This window comes from Aureispira anguillae, from assembly GCF_026000115.1.
Taxonomy (GTDB): Bacteria; Bacteroidota; Bacteroidia; order Chitinophagales; family Saprospiraceae; genus Aureispira; species Aureispira anguillae.
Genome location: NZ_AP026867.1, coordinates 404,440 through 421,957, shown reverse-complemented (window position 1 = coordinate 421,957; position 17,518 = coordinate 404,440). Strand labels below are relative to the sequence as shown.

General features: G+C 36.0%; 11 protein-coding genes. 7 read left to right on the top strand and 4 right to left on the bottom strand.

Annotation, left to right across the window (positions count from 1 at the left end):
* Window positions 1-246: 246 nt before the first annotated feature.
* Window positions 247-597: a hypothetical protein gene (locus tag AsAng_RS01575; RefSeq protein WP_264791015.1), complete on the bottom strand. Its 351-nt coding sequence runs from the start codon at window positions 595-597 to the stop codon at window positions 247-249.
* 344 nt (window positions 598-941) lie between these two features.
* On the opposite strand from AsAng_RS01575, the gene hisS reads away from it, so the two are divergent.
* On the top strand, window positions 942-2,309 hold the full coding sequence (gene hisS, locus AsAng_RS01570) for a histidine--tRNA ligase (RefSeq protein ID WP_264791014.1): 1,368 nt from the start codon (window positions 942-944) through the stop codon (window positions 2,307-2,309).
* A 131-nt stretch (window positions 2,310-2,440) separates the two neighbouring features.
* Here the strand turns inward: hisS and lipA are convergent, their stop codons facing one another.
* Both lipA and AsAng_RS01560 read right to left on the bottom strand, forming a co-directional pair.
* Window positions 2,441-3,331: a lipoyl synthase gene (gene lipA / locus AsAng_RS01565; protein WP_264791013.1), complete on the bottom strand. Its 891-nt coding sequence runs from the start codon at window positions 3,329-3,331 to the stop codon at window positions 2,441-2,443.
* Between the two features lie 122 nt (window positions 3,332-3,453).
* Window positions 3,454-4,221, bottom strand: coding sequence for a hypothetical protein (locus tag AsAng_RS01560; protein WP_264791012.1), 768 nt, complete (start codon window positions 4,219-4,221; stop codon window positions 3,454-3,456).
* A 528-nt stretch (window positions 4,222-4,749) separates the two neighbouring features.
* On the opposite strand from AsAng_RS01560, the gene AsAng_RS01555 reads away from it, so the two are divergent.
* Both AsAng_RS01555 and AsAng_RS01550 read left to right on the top strand, forming a co-directional pair.
* On the top strand, window positions 4,750-7,158 hold the full coding sequence (locus tag AsAng_RS01555; protein WP_264791011.1) for a TonB-dependent receptor: 2,409 nt from the start codon (window positions 4,750-4,752) through the stop codon (window positions 7,156-7,158).
* Between the two features lie 163 nt (window positions 7,159-7,321).
* Entirely contained in the window at window positions 7,322-8,149 is an 828-nt protein-coding gene (locus tag AsAng_RS01550; protein ID WP_264791010.1) for an O-methyltransferase, read from the top strand.
* 14 nt (window positions 8,150-8,163) lie between these two features.
* Here the strand turns inward: AsAng_RS01550 and AsAng_RS01545 are convergent, their stop codons facing one another.
* Window positions 8,164-11,121 (bottom strand): CHAT domain-containing protein, encoded by a 2,958-nt coding sequence (locus AsAng_RS01545; RefSeq protein WP_264791009.1) that lies wholly within the window; start codon window positions 11,119-11,121, stop codon window positions 8,164-8,166.
* 731 nt (window positions 11,122-11,852) lie between these two features.
* Between AsAng_RS01545 and AsAng_RS01540 the strand changes: the two genes are divergently transcribed.
* The 4 genes from AsAng_RS01540 to AsAng_RS01525 all read left to right on the top strand — a co-directional run bounded on the left by AsAng_RS01540 (window position 11,853) and on the right by AsAng_RS01525 (window position 17,472).
* A complete protein-coding gene (locus AsAng_RS01540; protein WP_264791008.1) occupies window positions 11,853-12,272 on the top strand; it encodes a hypothetical protein in 420 nt (139 codons plus the stop codon).
* A 204-nt stretch (window positions 12,273-12,476) separates the two neighbouring features.
* Window positions 12,477-14,606 (top strand): NAD-dependent DNA ligase LigA, encoded by a 2,130-nt coding sequence (gene ligA / locus AsAng_RS01535; RefSeq protein WP_264791007.1) that lies wholly within the window; start codon window positions 12,477-12,479, stop codon window positions 14,604-14,606.
* A 365-nt stretch (window positions 14,607-14,971) separates the two neighbouring features.
* Window positions 14,972-15,415 carry a YbjN domain-containing protein gene (locus AsAng_RS01530; protein WP_264791006.1) on the top strand — a complete coding sequence of 148 codons (444 nt, stop codon included), beginning with the start codon at window positions 14,972-14,974 and terminating at the stop codon, window positions 15,413-15,415.
* 329 nt (window positions 15,416-15,744) lie between these two features.
* Window positions 15,745-17,472, top strand: a complete 1,728-nt coding sequence (locus AsAng_RS01525) for an ATP-binding protein (protein WP_264791005.1) — start codon at window positions 15,745-15,747, stop codon at window positions 17,470-17,472.
* The last annotated feature ends 46 nt before the right edge of the window (window positions 17,473-17,518 follow it).

Below are 17,518 nucleotides of genomic sequence, written 5' to 3'. Positions count from 1 at the left end.
TTACAAAAGTTTAACTACTAGACATGGTATAATCTAAATATAAAGATAACGCACCTAAAAAATGATTTGTTGCCTTTGGGTTTATAGAAACTTGTTTTTTTTTGCTTTTACCTTATAAAAATCAGCCTTAGATAGATAAGGCCCATTTTATGGGTCATCAAGAATCTATTTTTTTTCTATCAAAAGTCTTAACAATCTATTAATACTAAATGTTAAGATAATGTTTGTATCTGTTTTAGACAAAAACTATATGGGAATAAAAATAAATTGAGGTGCTGGTTTTTCGAGCAGAAATATACAAAAACTATCTTTCTTTTCTTTATATAGCTTACGAAACTCGTCAATCTTTCCCAAATCTACAATTTTTTTCATCGCTAACTCTTCCAAAGTAGTTGCATTAAAAGAAAGTTTTCCATCTTCCTTGATTGGAAGCCCTATATCTACATTGGTAAAAGAAGGGAAGGCTACCAAGATTGGATAGTTTGAGACATTCTCGTCTTGAATAGTTTTAACGGTTTGGAGGAACCATTTTTGGTTTTTTTTGATTGCTACTTCTAGTGCTCCTAATATTTCTGAATCTTGCTCCAACGTTTTCACAATTATATAGATTGTTTAATAAGTAGTTTGTATATCCTTGCAAAAGTAAGGTTTAGTATTGAGAAAATAAAGTTTTTGTTTTTTCTATCTTAGTTATTTTGGATATAGTTTTATGTAATGTACTTTTGAGGGCACTAAACACTATCTCTATTTTAAGGATAGTACTAATTATATAGTATAGGAGTTAGAGAAGAAAAGATTACAATATAAATAATAATCGTTCTTTGATTCAATTGTATGGGACTTTTAATGCATTCTTTTGCTAGGCTAGTTTAGCTTTTGCAATTGCCTGTTATTATATAATTTCCATCTTTTTGTCAAAGGATCACAATAAGGATAAAACAATGAAACCAAAGTTAGTTCGTGGGACAAGGGATTTTTCGCCAGCAGTAGTCAACAAAAGAAACTATATTTTTGACACTCTAAGAAGTGTTTTTGTAAAGTATGGTTTTAATCCTTTAGAGACTCCAGCGATGGAGGAATTGAGTACACTAACAGGTAAGTATGGTGACGAGGGGGATCAGTTGTTGTTTAAGATATTGAACAATGGCGATTATTTGGCAAAAGCTAATGAAACGGCACTAAACAATAAAAACTCTAGCCAATTAACCGCTTCTATTTCCCAAAGAGCATTGCGTTATGATTTGACTGTTCCCTTCGCTCGTTATGTTGTCCTGAATAGAAATGATATTGCCTTTCCTTTTAAGCGGTATCAAATTCAACCTGTTTGGAGAGCAGATAAACCTCAGAAGGGGCGTTACAGAGAGTTCTATCAATGTGATGTAGACGTTATTGGTTCTGAATCCTTATTGTATGAAGCGGAATTGTGCCAAATTTATGATGAAGCTTTTGCTAAACTTAATTTGGGAGTGGTGATTCGTTTGAACAATCGAAAAATCCTAGATGGGCTCGCACAATATGCAGGTTATCCCAATTTGTTTACCCAAATCACTGTTGCTATTGATAAATTAGATAAAATTGGTTGGGATGGTGTGCAAAAAGAATTGGAACGTCTAGGAATAGATGAGCTTGGATTTGAAAAAGTAAAAGCGGTCATCAATGCTCCTGATATTCCTACGCTTAAAACGATCTTCGCAGGTATAGAGGTTGGCCTAAAAGGGATTGAGGAATTAGAAACAGTTCAAGCATTTTTAGAGGGTTATGCATTTAAAAACACGCTAAAAATTGACTTCTCTCTAGCTCGTGGTTTGAGTTATTATACTGGTTGTATCTATGAAGTAGAAGTAGACACCTCGATCGAAAGCCAAAAAGATATTAAGATGGGTAGCATTGGTGGCGGTGGTCGTTATGCAGATTTGACGGGTATTTTTGGGCTAAAGGACACGTCTGGTGTAGGGGTTTCCTTTGGAGCTGCTCGTATTTATGATGTCATGGAGGAGCTAAATCTATTTGAACAAATCCCTGTAAGCAGCAGCAATGTTTTATTTTTGGCAATGGATGAAGCTGCCTTAAAATATGGATTTAAAGCCTTGCAAAAAGTTCGTGCAGCAGGTATTTCCTCTACGATTTATCCCAAAGCGTGGAAATTTCAAAAACTAATGAAATATGCCGATAAGGTAAAGGTGCCTTATGTGGTTATTATTGGTAGTAAAGAAATGGAAAGTGGGGCGTTGGGCTTTAAAAATATGACAACAGGAGAACAACAATCCTTAAATATTGAAGCAATTATAGAACAGCTTAAGAGCGAATAAACGATAAAAATGGTTCTATTTTGAGTGGGTGTTTTGCATCCCCCAAAAGAGCAATTAACGAGTCAATTGGAAGCGATTAGAATGGGTCATAAAACACCACATTTTTAACGCTTCCAATTGGCTTATTTTTTTTAAGATCGATTTGGATAAACATGTCGTTCAGCATGATAAGAAGAACGAACCATTGGTCCTGACTCTACATAATCAAAGCCCCTCGCTAAACCAAATTCTTTATATTCTTCAAATACATCTGGATGCACATATTCTGCGATATCAATATGACGTTTGGTGGGTTGTAGGTATTGCCCGATTGTCAATACATCACAACCATGCGCTACCAAATCATCCATTGTTTTTAGCATTTCATCCTTTGTTTCTCCTAGACCAACCATAACTCCAGATTTGGTTCTTTTTCCAAACTCCTTGGTTCTTTTGATTTGATCTAAACTACGCTGGTACTTAGCCTGTGGGCGAACTTTTCGGTACAAACTCGCTACGGTTTCCATATTGTGCGAAACTACCTCCTGCCCTGCGCTAATCATCAACTCTAAAGCATTCCATTTGCCACGAACATCAGGAATCAAAGTTTCGATGGTAGTAGACGGAGAATACTCCTTGACTAATCGAACGGTATCAAACCAAATTTGAGCACCTTTATCTTTTAGTTCATCTCTATTCACAGAAGTAATAACAGCATGTTTCACTCCCATCAATTGAATGGCTTCTGCTACACGTTCAGGCTCGTCAGTATCCAATTCAGGAGGACGCCCTGTTGCTACTGCACAAAAAGAACAAGAACGAGTACACACATTTCCCAAAATCATAAAGGTTGCCGTTCCTTCTCCCCAACATTCTCCCATGTTAGGACAATGACCACTCTGACAAATTGTATGCAACTTGTATTCGTCTACCAATTTTCGAACCCGTTTATAGTTCTCCCCCATTGGTAATTTTACTCTAAGCCAATTAGGTTTTTTCTTGCGTTCTGCTTTTGGTTGAACGATCGGAAGTTCTATTAACATAATTTTTATTTAGTTATTAGGCTTGTTGTAGTGACAACAAAACTATTGTTTCCTACTTTATAAATGTGTTGTTGTTGCCATCAAAAAACAGAAACAACAAACAGCTAGTAGAATATTGATTATTACCATCTATGTCCTAAATGAACATTGATGTACAAATTTACGAATACTGGTGTATTTTTTTCAAAAATCATAATAGGAATTTCTTCAAAATAAAAATCAGCAGCAACCCCGATCTCTATATCTTTGAGGATACCATCAAAAGCTCCCCAATCAATCAACAAACCAGCTTTCAAAAAAAAGCCAGGATTTAAGGTTAGTTCATCCCAACCATAAGCAATTCCTGAAGGGCCATCTACTTCTTGTGGGTTCAAGAATTTGAGCATATTGGATTCATTAAATTTTTCAGCTACAAAATTCGATCGGCCTCCATTATCCCTATAAATTAAATCCAAATAATAAGGGCGTACCATTCCTAACGAAAACCCTGCACCATAGGTAAATCCAAGCGAAACTAGCCGTCTGTTTTTGGCAGAAAGATAGTATTTCTCCCCATAGCCAATTCTTGTAAAAAACAAGTTATTTTGCTTGCCATAAATAAACGATTTAGGACCTCCTCCAACAAAGGATATGCCCTCGTAGGTTTGCCTGCGTTCTTTAGGGTGTTTAACTTCGCCAAATTCAGCAAAAAAAGTCATGGTTCTTGTTGTATTTTTGACCAAACTATAAGCAGCTCTAACCTGAAAACCCCTTGTGTGAATGCCTCCCCCCACATAGAATTCATTTCGAACAGGAAGTTTTTCACTTAGAAATTTATCCTGTGTTTCTTTTTGTGCCCAACTTGATGTAGTCACTAAAAACAACAAAAGTAAATACATATAATTTATCATACTAAACGACTTTACTTTGCAACTAAAAATTAACTTAAATAAAAACTATGTTAAAATCCTTTTTACGAAATGCAAGCAAACTTAACTTGCTTAGTTTAACGATAATTTTAAGTAGAATGTTCAAGCATTATTATTTCAACACCATTCCTTGCTCATTTGTTTCGATTATTTTTTGTTGCTATTGACAATGGATTATAAAGTAAAATTACAATATTTGCGCTTTATTATCAAATTTGGCATTTAGGTGGCTTTTTAAGAATTGTCTTCCTTATTTTCCTCATAGACAAACAAAAGCACTAAGCAACTGAATCCCCTACCATTATAAAGCTTACAAAGACATCGCTTCCCTAAAAAAGCGAATCAAAAACTTTTTCTTAAAAAGAAATACGTACCTTTGCAGCGCCTCCCAGAATGAATCCCACATTTGTTTTTTCTCATAAAACACTTCTTATTAAAAGAATTTTATAACATAATATTTTACTTCTTTTTAAACAAAGGGGTAAAATAATAATAACAAAAGTAAAGGCTATGAAAGGTTTTACTACTCTTATTTTTCTCCTGATTTTGATCTTAGGAGCACCTATTTGGGTACAAGCCCAACAAACAGGTATTATTACAGGAATCATCGCAGATTCCTTGACCAAAGAATCCTTATTAGGCGTAAATGTAAGGACAGGTTCTATCGCAAGTACAAGTGACTATATAGATGGTAAATACACCTTAGAACTAGAAGCTGGCGAGCACATCATCAATTTTAGTTATTTGGGCTATGCTCCTCAATCCAAAACGGTTACAATTGAAGCAGGCAAAACGGTGGTCATGAACATTGAAATGAGCGAAGAAGCTACCATTCTTACACAGGCTACTGTAACCAGTTCTAAATTCAAAAAACCGCTTGGAGAAGTTACCGTATCCTTGGCAATTGTATCGCCCGATTTGATTGAAAACACCAATGCTAATGCCGTGAATCAAGTCTTGGACAAAGTTCCTGGTGTCAATACGATGGGAGATCAAGTAACCATTCGTGGAGGGGCTGGATTTGCACAAGGTACTGGTAGCCGAGTGCTTATTTTGATGGATGACATGCCTGCTATGCAAGCTGATGCAGGGCTTCCCAACTGGAAAGATTTGCCTACTGAAAACATTGCACAAATGGAAGTATTAAAAGGCTCTGCTTCTGCTTTGTATGGTTCATCTGCCATGAATGGGGTCATCAATATACGTACGGCTCAACCCACTAAAAAGCCATTTACCAAAGTGAGTCTTTTTGGTACTATGTATGGAGATCCTAAAGATGCTAAAAACAAGTGGTGGACAGGCAAAAATATGCCCTTTGAAACGGGGCTTCAAATCGCTCACAGACGCAAAATTGGAAAGTTTGATGTCGTTTTAGGTTCTAACCTATTTTACAATCAATCTTATATGCGTGGCTATAGAGTAATCAACAATGAAATTGACTCTACCGTAGGCTATGACCACAAGGCTAGAGTAACAGCTAATTTGCGTTATCGCCATAGCGAAAATCTTATTTTCAGCCTAAATACGAACGTCAATATGGGGAGCCAAAACGTGTTCTTATTCCACGCCAGAGTTGACCCCAATTTAGGGCTTTACGAAACGGACTTTGACCCAGCTCCAAGAGGTCAAAATTTCCGCATGACCATTGATCCTGCCGTGACTTATTACGACAAATTTTCTAATCGTCACCGTGCACAGTTTCGTTATTATTATATTGATAACAACAATGATGCTCAACAAAGTAATTCTTCTAGCATGTTCTATGGAGAATATCAATACTTGCGTCAATTTGAACAATTGGGAGGCTTAGAAGTAGCGGCTGGCTTAGTGGGGAGTAGCATTCTTTCAACTGCTGAAGTTTATTCTGGTGCTAGTTATAATCACAATAATTTTGCTGCTTACTTGCAAGTAGACAAAAAGTTTTTCAAACGATTAAATATATCGATAGGAGCTCGTTACGAAATCAACACCACAACATATCCTGATTCTATACATTATACCCTCTCTTTTAATGGTCAATCACTTGGCGAACAACACATAGAATTAAAAGATACCGTAGAGCACCAACCTGTTTTTCGAGTAGGAGCCAGTTATCAACTTGGAAAAGCTACTTTTTTCAGAGCTTCTTGGGGACAAGGTTATCGTTTTCCTACTGTTTTGGAGAAATTTATTTCTACCAGTACAGGTGGTATCACCGTTGCGCCTAATCCTGGTCTAAAATCAGAAAAAGGATGGAGTGCAGAAATCGGCGTTAAACAAGGATTTAAAATTGGGAAATGGCAAGGGTTCTTAGACATTGCAGGATTTTGGTCTGAATATGAAGACATGATGGAATTCCAAGCCTCTCGTGAAATCAACGCTCAATTTTTTAATTTGCCGATTGCATTTCAAGTTCAAAACATTGGGAATACACGAGTTACAGGGGTAGATGTATCTCTAATGGGAGAAGGAAATATTGGTCCTGTTGATATTCAATTGATGGCAGGATACACGCTTCTTAATCCTCAATATAAAAACTTTGAAGACAGCATTGTTCAAGCTGATATTAAGGAATATTCTACTTCTACGAGCAACATCTTAAAATATAGAAATAGACATACGGTTAAATTTGATGGGCAAGCGACTTACCAAAATATTTCTTTGGGCTTTACCTTCCAATATTTATCCTTTATGGAAGCAATTGATAAATTTTTGGATGGAGCAGGAACTCCTTTAAATCCACTTACCAAAATTCATGACTTTAGAGCAGCAAACAATACAGGTTCTTATGTCTTAAATGCCCGTGTTGCGTACAAAATAGCCAAACTGGTAAAGCTTTCGCTCTTGATGAACAATGTTCTGAATGATGAATATGCGATCCAACCAGGTAAGTTAGAAGCGCCTAGAAACTTTACCCTGCGAGCTGATTTTACTTTTTAGTTGGTTGTGGTTCTTTGATTTGATAATGTAAAAATTTGAAAATTTGATACTGTAACAACATCGGTTATTTTCAAATTTTTACATCTTCAAATTATATCCTATATTTAACGCTCAATATCATTCTAACAACAACTAACGTTCACCTATCTATAACCGTTGAAATTTGAGCATCATTAAACGTTTTTTTAAGTTTTATAGCCAAGCACAAACCAAATACACCATTCATTCTCCCTTTGTTTTTTCCTTGATAGAAGAAGTCATAGAGGATGATCGTATTTATTATGATTTTGGAGCCTTAGAACGTTTGCGAATGACCTTAGAAAAAGATCCTTCTATGTTATCGGTAACCGATTTGGGAGCAGGATCTAGAGTCAATAATTCTCCTTCTAGAAGCATTTCTAGCATCGCCAAAACAGCGGTTTCTCCGCAATGGCAATGCGAATTTTTATTTCGGCTTATCCATTATTTACAACCTCAAAATCGGTTAGAATTGGGGACTTCTTTGGGCCTAAGTTCTTTGTATCAATACATCCCTTTGAGAAATGCTCCTTTTTATACCTTAGAGGGTTGTCCAAATATTGCAAAAGTAGCCGCTGCTAATTTTAAGAAACTCAAAGCAGAACAAATTCATCAATATGTTGGCGATTTTAAGGATACCCTGCCCAAGGTCTTAGAAGATATGCAAGAATTGGATTATGTTTTTATTGATGGCAATCATCAAATGGCTCCAACCCTCTCCTATTTTGAAACCTGCTTGCCTTATAGTCATCCCAATACGGTCTTTGTTTTTGATGACATTCATTGGTCAGCAGAAATGGAAACAGCATGGGAAAAAATCAAAGCGCATTCTCAGGTTACCTTAAGTATTGACTTGTTTTTTATGGGATTGGTTTTCTTGCGAACCGAACAACAGGTAAAACAACATTTTAAGCTTGTTCCTGCCAAGTACAAACCTTGGAAGATGGGATTTTTTGCCCCTTCTCATCACTAAAAATATCATTTCTACTATCTTCGTTGCCTCAAAGCTTGCATGCTCCACCAGCCTAAAAATCCTAAGAAAGCAATAGGAATAATAAACCACCAGATGTAAACAACAGGCTCTTCAACCTCTATTGCTTGATAGTTTCCAACTGTAATAAATCCAGCCCAATAAACAGGGTGTGCTTTTAGCCCCTTTGTCGATTTTAGGTAACGTAATTTTGCTTGGCGCAACGCTTCGTCTTTGTCGATTTTATGTTTTAGATTTTCATAAAAATAATCCATCAAAATTGGAGTACTTTCATCATTTTGCTCCCATAAAGACAAGACCACAGCAGGGCTGCCAGCATACATAAAACTCCGCCCCAAACTAATGAGCCCTTCACCTCTTTGATAAGGACCATACCCCGTTTGGCAATTACTCAACACGACCATATCTGTGTTCAAATTCAATTGTTTTATTTCATTTATGGTCAAAAAATTATCCTCTTTTTCATAAGCATCTTCCGCAAAGATCAAACTAGAATATTCGGGAAACTCAGGGTCAATTATTCCATAAATCGCAAGATGCAAAATGCCATAATCTGCCGCATAATCTTTTAAATAATATTCGGTTGCATATCTATCCGTATAAAAATCGCCTGCATAATTATTAGACAAAGAATCCATTTCAGCGTCTCTACCTTCATGTTGGGTCAACTGGCTTCTTATCTTTTGCCATTTTTTTGCTCTAAATCCTGCAATTTTTTCATCCGTGTAAGTTGCTGCCATTCCCAATATTTCATGATTAATTGGTGCTTTTAGATGATTCATTTCACGCAGCCACAAACTACTAGAATAATTGTATGCAATTTGCTTTTCTTTTAGCAAGTAAGCCAATTGGGGAAAGTTAATTTTATGAACATTATCTAGCGGAATGTCCGTCAATAAGGTGCCAAAAGGAATATAATTTAATAAACCATCAGGAATAATCACAAGCCGTTTGCCGCTGGACAACAATTCGTGGTGCATCAGTTTGTGATACAACTCATAGGAAGTGATACAAAAATCTTTGAAACCTCCCGACTGGCTATGTTGTTTTAATTTGGGGTGGGTAAAATGCTTGTAATATTTTAAGATCGTTGGTTTGTAAGTCCTCCAAAAGATCTTGCGAACAGCAAGTGTATCTTTGCAAATTATAAATTGATAAATAGAACGACTCCCCTCTAAGTATTGCACCAAAATAGTAGAATCACTAAGCGTCTGTTGAATGCTATCTAAACTAGCAATTGAGTTTTGGTATTTAAACTGATAATATTTCGGCTCTGTTATTTTCAACTCTTCTTTAAGCCCCTCCAAATCAGCATCAAAACTTGCCATTTGTTCCTGATACCAATTCATTTGCAAAGAATCCTTATTTAGTACTGCTTCCCAATAGCGCTGCTGATACCAAACCATACGACCTTGCAATTCCAGCTCTGCTTGGATCAATTTAGGAGATACTCCCCCGAATTTTTGCGCCTTAGGTTCTTCCATCATTTTTTGCAACAAAACAACCTTGGACTCTTCTGCCAACTGAAAAGCTTCGTGCAAATAGTGCTGCTCTTGGTTATGATGAAACAACAACTCACAAGCTTCAATTGCCTGTTCATAAACAGAAACACTAAAGGTTAAAAAATCGGTATTGGAGGTAGCAGTATTGCTTACCTTTCGCAACAAATCTAGATTGTATAAAGCCGAGCTATAAATGTCTTTAAGAGAGACATTATACTTAGATTTTTCATACAAAATCAGCATCGTCTCTATTTTTGAACGAAGGATTTGAATCGCATTTGACCTAGAACAAATCGTATGCATTGCTGGAAACGTTTTGAATTTAGAAACGGTGCTTAAAGCCCAAAATGCCTCTTCCAAAACGCTATTGGCTAGTTTGTATTTTTTTTGTGTTTTATAATAATTCCCCAATTCTAACCCTCGAATTGCAGTCAATAAGCTTTTGCTTCCATGTTCTTTTTTAGTTGCGGCAACTGCTTCTTTAAAAGCTCGCTCTGCCAAGGTCAATTCCCCCTTTTCAAAATACAATTTGGCTTGGATCGCTTCAGTTTCTCCAATTTTATAAGCTAATTTTTTTTGAAGTTTTTGTGCTGCGTCAAGATAAATTTGAGTACTGTCCAATTGTTTTACTTCCAAAAACTGAAGTGCCATCATAGCGCAGGCATCGATGTACATTTTTCCAAACGAAGGCAATTGTTCCTCTTTGGGCAATAAAGAAAATACCTTTCGCAAATACAAGATTGTTTCTAAAGGTTTGTTTTCCAAATTAAAATAACAGCTAGCCCAACGGTACCACATACTAGCAGTCTGATAAGCATAACCAGAACGATCTGCCATATAATTAATTGCTTCGCCTGCGTATCGTTTTGCTTGTTCGTAATTGGATTGAGCCCAATAAATCTCCGCCAGTCGATCATAAGCAAAAGCCAAGGATACAGAATCTATGTACTTATTTTGGAGTTGGTGATAAACAACAGCCCGCCCTGCTCTTAGCGCTTCTTTAAAATAGCCAATAGCAGTATACACGGTTGCTTGATTAGCATATAAAAGGATTGAATCAGAGGTTGTTTGGAGTAACTGTTCTGCTTGATTTAGATATTCAAACGCTTTTTGTAAGGTATTTTTTTTTGTGGCGAACTCTTTGGCAAAAAAGCCATAGGCATAAATCAATGCTTCTTTTTTTTCTGTTAATTGCTCCAACAAATCCAAGTAAATATATGCTGAATCTTGCTTTTCACTTTCCCAATACAATTGGCTACTATAAGCATATTCCCAAGCTTTAGAGACGGAGGTGTTTTGTAATAAAGCCCATTTTTGAGCCATAGAGACCTGCTGAGAATTTAACATTGTCCCTATAAACCATTTACCATTCTCCACTAAGGAAGCTTGATCTTCTTCTTTTGTTAATCTATCTACCAACAAGCTCTCGTAATGCATTAAACTATCAAACATCTGTTGGCTTTTAAACCATGCCATTCGATCCTGAATTACGGTCTTATTCTGTGGTACTTGAAAACTACTAAACAAAAAAATAATTGAGCAAAAGCCCAATACAAGCATTAATAAAATGAAATGGTGTGTCCGCATAATTGGATATTATCATTAATAGTACCAGAACTAAAGTCGTCCCTTTCAAATAACACAAAACTGATTTACAAACCTTTATAACCAACAACTTTATTTATTATAGAATTCGTAATTTACTTTAAAAGCAAAAATAAAAAGCCTTGTCTTGCAAAAATAAAAAAAAGACATCAGATTCTTATTGACTAGAAAATCTTTGCCCTATATTTATACATTCAATATCTAGGATAAGTAACTATGCAGAATTGATTATGCGTTAAATTTACCAAGATTTTTGCACCTAATAGCGTTGCAAAAAGGTTGCTTAAATTTACTGTTTAGTTACTTAAGACTAATACTCCGCTGCTTTTTTAGTTCGCTATGCTCATGAGACAGTTAATAAAAAAGCATCTTGTATCAATTTCCTAGTGGAGTAATGTTAAGACAGTGTCATAGCTGATATTTCTGGCTTAATAACGAGTTTTGTGGAATACGAAAAAAATTACCTTTTGAAGTAGTGAGTGGGGTATAAATTATATAGATCGTAGTTGTTAAAATCTTATTACAAAACCTGTTAAAGAGCCCTATTTTTTTGCCAAAAACAACGCCTTAATTAAATTATGTCAAACGATAACACGGATACCAACGAGACTAATACTACCGCTCAGAACTTATCCACCAAAGATAAATTTTTGGATTTTGTCAATCAAAACACAATTCCTCTCATCGTTGGAACAACTATTTTTATTGTTATAATCCTATTGGTTGTGGTTTATAATGCTTTTTTAAATCCAACAAGCATGGAGGATTTTGCAGAAAAGTTTTGTAATTGTACCGATAAAACAGAAAATGTTTATTACAATTATAGTAAGGATGGTTTTGGTTACAACAGTAATTTAACAGGATGTTTTGCCGAAGAATTTAGATTGTATAGCGAAGGTTATAACAAGGACGAAAAAAAGAAACTCTTGGTAGAATTTCAACAAGCAGTAATCAAAAAATGTCCTAAAAAATTGGCGAATGCCTTTGAGTATAAATAACAATTGCTAAAATAACAACGAACCACTAAACATAACCCAATATTTTAGTGGAATTCTCCTCAATAGTGACAACAGCAATAAAAGCTGATCGTCAAGCTACTGCATCGTTATTCCTTTACCTAAAAAATAAGCAACTCCCCTTTTTCCCCATTTATAATTGCTAAAAATCTTAACCAACACATTTTTAATCGATAAAAAAATCAGATGTATTCTGCTCCAGAACAAAAACAATTATTTGAGCGTTCCAAGCAACTTTTAACGGCTCCTGTTTCAGAAACAGAAGCAACAGCAAAAGCACAAATTGAACAACTGTGCGAGGTCATTGTTTATCACGAATGGCGTTATTATATACTTGACCAGCCTATTTTGAGTGATTTTGAATACGACAGTTTATTCAAAAAGTTGGAAGCATTAGAAAAGGCTTTTCCTAGTTTATTGCGTCCCGACTCGCCTACGCAACGAGTCTCTAATGACCTTACCGAACATTTTGAAACCGTAGCGCATCTAACTCCTATGCTCTCGCTTGAAAATTCGTACAACGCAGAAGATTTAAACGATTTTGATGAGCGAGTAAAAAAGCATATTCAAGCAGAATATACCGATCAAGATATTACCTATTGCGTTGAGCCCAAGTTTGATGGGGGAACCATTGTTTTGGTCTATGAAAATGATTTATTAGTTCGTGCTGCAACTCGTGGTAATGGCGCACAAGGTGACGATATTACGCCCAATGCCAAAGCCATTCGAACCATCCCTTTGAGTGCTAATTTTTCTAAATATGGCATTCAAAAAGTAGAATTACGTGGGGAAGTCTTAATTCGCAAGGATTTATTTGATGCAGTCAACGAAAATCGTACAAAAGAAGGAAAACAGCTCTTTGCGAATCCTAGAAACGCCGCCACTGGAGGTTTGCGCCTAAAAGATCCTAAACAAGTTAAAGAACGGGCATTAGATGCTTTTATTTATCAAATGGGATTTGCGACCAATGCCAGTGGAGACAATGTTTTGAATCAGTTTGACAATCACAATGAACAAATTGAATTGTTGGCTAACTTGGGTTTTAAGGTTCCTAAAATTAATGCAGAGCGTGCTGTTTGCAAAAATATTGCTGCTGTCGTTGATCATTGCAACCAATGGCAGGCACAACGAGAAGATTATCCGTTTGAAATAGACGGAATGGTTGTCAAAGTCAATCAATTAAGTTTGCAAGAATTATGTGGTTATACGAGCCACCACCCTCGTTGGGCGATTGCCTTCAAATTTAAAGCAAAACAGGCAACTACAGAGCTTACAGGCATTGACTATCAAGTAGGAAGAACGGGGGCTGTTACTCCTGTAGCTCGCTTAAAACCTGTTGATTTAGCAGGGGCAACCATATCCAATGTATCGCTTCATAATGCAGATTTTATTCAAGAGAAAGATATTCGAATTGGCGATACGGTTTTGGTGGAACGAGCGGGGGATGTGATCCCCTATATTGTAAAAGCAATGGATGAATTGCGCAATGGCAACGAACAAGTAGTACAGTACCCGACTAACTGTCCTGTCTGTGATTCTGTATTGGAACGACCAGAAGGAGAAGCCGTTTGGCGTTGTGTCAATCCTAGCTGTGAAGCGCAAATTGTGGGTAGAATGATTCACTTTGTTTCTAAAAATGCCATGAATATTGATGGCTTTGGGGAGGCTTATATTGAGCGTTTTTACAAAGAAGGAATGCTAAATAGTTTAGCCGATATTTATCGCTTAGACTATAAAAGAATTGCGTTTTTTGAAGGTTTTGGGCAACGATCTGCCGAAAAACTCCAGATGGCCATAGAAAAAACCAAGAATAACCCTGCTCATCGTTTATTGTATGCTTTAGGCATTCGCCATATTGGCAGAACCAATTCCAAAATATTGGTTGCCGAGGTAGAAAAAATTCAAGACCTTGCGCAGTGGACTGTTGAACAACTTTGCGAGCTAAAAGATATTGGTCCTATTGTGGCACAACAGGTAGTGGATGTATTTGGACGACCTGAAACCATAGCTGTACTGGATGAACTGGCTGCCTTAGGGGTCAATACCCATCGACTCGATTCTGAAAAGAAGAAAGAAGTTGCAGCAGATGCTCCATTAGCTGGCAAAACGGTTGTCTTTACGGGTACACTAACCCAGATAAAGCGAAATGAAGCTAAAGAAATGGTGGCCAATGCAGGAGGAAAAGCAGTGGGAAGTGTGAGTTCCAAGCTCAGTTTTTTGGTCGCAGGCGAAAAAGCGGGCTCTAAGCTCAAAAAAGCGCAAGAATTGGGCATTACCATATTAACGGAGCAAGAATTTTTGAATTTGATTCAGTAACATTTTTTATTTTTGCCCTTTCTTTAAATTAAAAATCTTAGTTTTCTATATTATTAATTATGAAGTTGTTTAAGAATAGCCTTACATCGCTAATGAAAGCTAATTTCTAGCTACTCTGCGTTAAAAATTTGCTCCATAGCGCTGCTATGAAGAAACCACGAAGTAGCAGCGAAGCTAATTTTTGCCTTGTTTATCTAAAAATTAGTACTCATTATCAACAAAACTGCGAAGCACTCACAAAGTAATTCCATTTTTAAACAACTTCTATTATTGAAAACTAAGATTTTAAATTTAAGCCAATTACCGTTTAAAATCATCCCAAAACGATCAATTAACCATAGCCTGTCAAATTATAATACATACATATGCCAGTTTTAGAATCACATAGACAGCTAATCAACGATGCCATCCTAAGTTTAGGCATTCAACCTAAGGTTTGTCAACAAGATAATAACCCTAATTTGTGGAAATTACATCGTGGCACAGCTCAAATTATCATTGTAGCACAAGAATCAACCACTCATTTGGACGATAAGGTACCCACTATTGCTACGATGTCGCCTATTTTGCAAATTCCAGAAAACTTTGAGCAACTAGCAGATCTCTACGACTTTATTTTAAAATCCAACCACCAATTAATTGCTGAATCCTTTAGCCTTTCCAATCGTTGGTTAATACTCAGTGCTACCTATTATTTGGATGATATGCGCAGACAAGAAATTGTACAAATGCTAGACTCCCTAAGTTATCATGCTCAATCTTTTTTAAGCATATTAACCAAAGAATTCAAAATGCTCTCAACTAATTAAGTTATAAGTTGTTAAAACTTGTGCTTTTTATAGCTTTTAGCAAAAAAATCTTATTTTTTTGTGTATATTTGCCCCCCCTTTCCAATAGTATTACTTATATTATACTATTGAGGTTTTTTTTACGCCCTCTTTTCAAATTCAGAAAATTGTTTATTTCATTAATCTAGAAAGGCTAATGAAATCGTCCTATAAGCCTCACTTCACAACACTCCATTAAATGCCTAATAACAAAAAAATGTATTCTAACACAAAATGATATACGACTCATAAGCGCAACAAACGGCCAACTCGTAGCGAAATTGAGCGATGATTACTATTGACAACTTAAGATGAAACAATATATTTATTTATATGACCCTAACTTAACATTAAGTGAACGGATCCTCAAACAGTCCCTATTGGCTGTCACTGTTATTTCCTTTTACTGTTTCATTCTATATGGTTTTATCATCAAACCCAATTTAGGGGCTCCCATCAATTCATTTATCAGTTTCATTATCTTTTTTATTTTATTTTTAACCTCCGAAGACAAAAAAAAGCATCCTTTCATTCGTATGTTTTTTACCTTCTACTGCCTTATTGCACTTAGTTTCAACTGGGTTTTCACCAATGGGATAGACGGGGGGACAGGTTACCTTTATCTATTGCTAATTGGTTTTTATGCGATTGCTTCTCCCTCTAAATATTACTTACATTTCCTTTTCTTGATTTTTATCAACGTTATTCTTTTATTCTTTATAGAATTTTATTGGCCTAACGTCATACATCAAGATTTATCCGAACAACATCTACTCTTTTGTTCTATTTCAAATTTATTGGTCAGTCTTATTGTTACGGCTATAGGACTTTTATTGGTCAAGGTTGAATATGAAAAAGAACGCCAAAATGTTCAAGAAAAAAAGCAATATTTAATTGCTGCTAATAATGCACGTTCTCGATTTTTAGCAAATATTAGCCATGAAATTCGTACCCCCCTTAATGGCGTAATGGGAATGGCTGCTTTGTTAGAAAACTCTAACCCAACTACCGAACAAAAAGAATATGTTCAAACCATAAAAATCAGTAGCAATCGACTTTTAAAAATTATCAATGAAATATTAGATTATTCCAAAGCAGAGGCGGGCAAAACAGAATTGAGAATTGATCCTTTTTCTTTAATTCAATGTGTTGAAGATGCCATTAATATCAACCACCCTAAAGCCTTAGAAAAAGAACTCTCGTTGAATTATCATATTGAACGAAACATCCCCAATATTTTATCTGGAGATGGGGGCAAATTACAGCAAATATTAATTAATTTATTGGGTAATGCGATCAAATTCACCCACCAAGGAAACATACATTTATACATCCAGCGAATTAATAAAGTGGATCAAAAAATAACCCTAGAGTTTAGCATCAAAGATACTGGAATTGGCATTCCTCAAGATAGTTTATCCAAGCTATTTGATGCATTTACACAAGTAGACGACTCTAGAACTAGAACCAATAGTGGAACAGGCTTAGGTCTAGCTATTTCCAAACGTTTTGTAGAATTAATGCAAGGCAATATCTGGGTTGAAAGTACAGAAAAGGAAGGGTCAACGTTCTATTTCACTGCCAAATTTGATGTCCTTCCCAATCAATCTAAACTGCCCTCCCCCATTGATACTGCTATTATTACACCTCGAACCACTGTTCCTAATAACCTAAGTATTTTACTTGTTGAAGACGATAAAATTAATCGTATGCTCGCCATACGGTTGTTAGAAAAAATGGGCTATACTGTTCATTCCGTTACCAATGGACAAGAAGCAATCAATGCACTCAAAGAAGGGCAATTCAACTTTGTATTAATGGATGTTCAAATGCCTGTTATGGATGGGCTAGAAGCAACTAGAATCATACGCCAAGAATTGGATAAACAACCTATCATTATTGCAATGACAGCCAATGCTATGATCGAAGATCAACGCTTATGCGAAGAGGCTGGGATGGACGATTTTTTAGCCAAACCGATCAATGTAAAAGCACTGGAAGCCATTTTATTTAAATGGAAAAAAACAACCATCTATTAAAACATTATACCCCAGCTCCAAAAGATTTGGCATGCTCATCTATTGG

Excerpts from the sequence above, each read along its gene's own strand:
- ligA (WP_264791007.1), top strand. The coding sequence starts at position 12,477 with ATGTATTCTGCTCCAGAACAAAAACAATTATTTGAGCGTTCCAAGCAA.
- AsAng_RS01545 (WP_264791009.1), bottom strand. The coding sequence starts at position 11,121 with ATGTTTGATAGTTTAATGCATTACGAGAGCTTGTTGGTAGATAGATTA.
- AsAng_RS01555 (WP_264791011.1), top strand. The coding sequence starts at position 4,750 with ATGAAAGGTTTTACTACTCTTATTTTTCTCCTGATTTTGATCTTAGGA.
- lipA (WP_264791013.1), bottom strand. The coding sequence starts at position 3,331 with ATGTTAATAGAACTTCCGATCGTTCAACCAAAAGCAGAACGCAAGAAA.
- AsAng_RS01530 (WP_264791006.1), top strand. The coding sequence starts at position 14,972 with ATGCCAGTTTTAGAATCACATAGACAGCTAATCAACGATGCCATCCTA.
- AsAng_RS01560 (WP_264791012.1), bottom strand. The coding sequence starts at position 4,221 with ATGATAAATTATATGTATTTACTTTTGTTGTTTTTAGTGACTACATCA.
- AsAng_RS01525 (WP_264791005.1), top strand. The coding sequence starts at position 15,745 with ATGAAACAATATATTTATTTATATGACCCTAACTTAACATTAAGTGAA.
- AsAng_RS01540 (WP_264791008.1), top strand. The coding sequence starts at position 11,853 with ATGTCAAACGATAACACGGATACCAACGAGACTAATACTACCGCTCAG.
- hisS (WP_264791014.1), top strand. The coding sequence starts at position 942 with ATGAAACCAAAGTTAGTTCGTGGGACAAGGGATTTTTCGCCAGCAGTA.